Annotated in this window: 1 pseudogene; it reads left to right on the plus strand. The window is 74.9% G+C overall.

Annotated elements, in window-relative coordinates:
• Positions 1-1,624, plus strand: a pseudogene (locus tag G3I65_RS53225) (SARP family transcriptional regulator); the annotation flags it as partial.

Below are 1,624 nucleotides of genomic sequence, written 5' to 3' on the forward strand. Positions count from 1 at the left end.
TGGCCGCCCGGCTCGCCGAGCAGCCCGGCGAGGATCCCGTCGACGGCCTGCTCGCGCTGGTCCGCGAGCTGTGCGCGGAGGCGCCGCTGGTGCTCGTGGTCGACGACCTGCACTGGGCCGACGACGCCACCCTGCGGGTCTGGCGGTACCTGAGCCGGGAGACGCGGCAGCTGCCGCTGCTGCTCGTCGGCGCCTGCCGCCCGGTGCCACGACCGGCCGCGCTCGACGAGCTGCGGGCTGAGCTTGACAACGATGACACGACCGTCCTGGCGCTGCCGCCGCTGCCGGAAAGCGCGGCCCGGGAGCTGGCCACCGAGCTGGTCGGGGCGCCGCCCGGGCCGGGTCTGCAGCTGCTGGTCTCCTACGCGGCCGGAAATCCGCGCTACACCAGGGAAATCGTCGAGACGCTGCTGGCGCAGTCGATGATCGTGCTCGACGGCGTCCACGCGCACCTGGACGGCAACTCGTGCCAGAGCATCCCGGCACCGCTGGGGTCGCGGATCACGCTGTACCTGAGCTTCCTCTCCAGCGGCACGCGCGACACCCTGCGCTGGGCCGCGATGCTGGGCCGCGAGTTCTCGCTGTCGGACATCGCCGTCGCCACCGAACGGCCGCCGACGGCGCTGGTCGGCGCGGTCGACGAGGCGATCGCGTCCGGGGTGCTGGTCGAGTCGGGCGACCGGCTGGCGTTCCGGCACCCGCTGGTGCGCCGGGTGCTCTACGAAAAGACGCCGGCGGCGATGCGCGTAGCGCTGCACCGGCAGCTGGCCGAAGCGTTCGCCGCCGCTGGGGCACCAGCCGTCCGGGTCGCCGAACAGCTCGCCGCCGCACCCGCGCAGGTGGACCCGTGGGTGACGACGTGGCTGCTGGAGCACATCGGGACGGTCGCCACCGAGACCCCGCGGATCGCCGTGGACCTGCTGCGCCACGCCATCACGCAGGGCACGCTGGCGCCGGACGCGCGCGAGACGCTGACCGCGACCCTGGCCCGGCTGCTGTTCTGGCTCGGCCGGGAGCCCGAGGCCGAGGCGCGTTCGGTCGTGGCGCGGACGGCCGACAGCAGGCGCGCGGCCGAGATGCGCTGGATCCTGGCCTACGTCTACTACCGCCGCGGCGACTTCGCCGAGGCGACCGCCGAGCTGAAGCGGACCCTCGACGACTCCGACGTCCCGGAGATGTGGCGCGGGCGGCACGAGTCGCTGCTCGCCACGCTGGAGCGCCTCGGCGAGCAGACCGCGCTGGCACCGGCCGGGCTGCACCCGCTGGACGACGCCGCGCTGTCCGTGCCGAAGCTCGACAGCCTCGACGAGGCCGCGGAGCCGCTCGACGCCGCCCGCCGGATCGCCGCGACCCGCGCGGTGCCGGGCGAGATGCACCTGGCCGGCGCGGTGCACTACTACTGGCTGGGACGCTGGCCCGAGGCACTCGAAGAGCTGGACGCGGTGATCCGCGACGGCGCGGAAACGGCGTCGTACGTGCTGCGCAGCCCCGGTTCGACGCTGCTGGTGCACGGCGTCGGCGCGCTGATCGCTGGCCACCGCGGCGACCCGGTCCAGGCCCGGACGCACCTGGACGCGGCCGACCGCAGGCAGTGGCCACCGGGCCTCGAGCCCGACGGCGGCGA

The organism is Amycolatopsis sp. SID8362 (assembly GCF_010550475.1).
GTDB classification, from domain to species: Bacteria; Actinomycetota; Actinomycetes; order Mycobacteriales; family Pseudonocardiaceae; genus Amycolatopsis; species Amycolatopsis eburnea.